At 69.3% G+C, this 251-nt stretch carries 1 protein-coding gene; it reads right to left on the minus strand.

The features are described 5' to 3' along the window. Positions 1-251: hypothetical protein (locus RMT89_RS44495; RefSeq protein ID WP_315889445.1), on the minus strand; the 251-nt coding region annotated here is incomplete at both ends.

Here is a 251-nt window from a genome sequence, read left to right on the forward strand (position 1 = left end):
CCGCCGCGCGGCCGCTGACGTCGGAGACCATCGAGCGCGGACTGCTTCTCACCAACGACCTTCCCGGCATCTCCGCGGCAGGCGTGCTCAAGCCTTCACCCGATACGCCGGCCACTTCCAGCGCGCTGCTGGGCGAGCCGGTGACGCTCAGGCCCAGTTGATCGCCGCCGAAGAGCGAATTGAACTCGACGTCGCCGGCGAACGTCCAGATGCCGGAGAAGCGCGAACCGCGATTGTCCACCGCGGCGCCG

Origin of the sequence: Streptomyces sp. P17, assembly GCF_032436805.1 — a bacterium.
Lineage (GTDB): Bacteria > Actinomycetota > Actinomycetes > Streptomycetales > Streptomycetaceae > Streptomyces.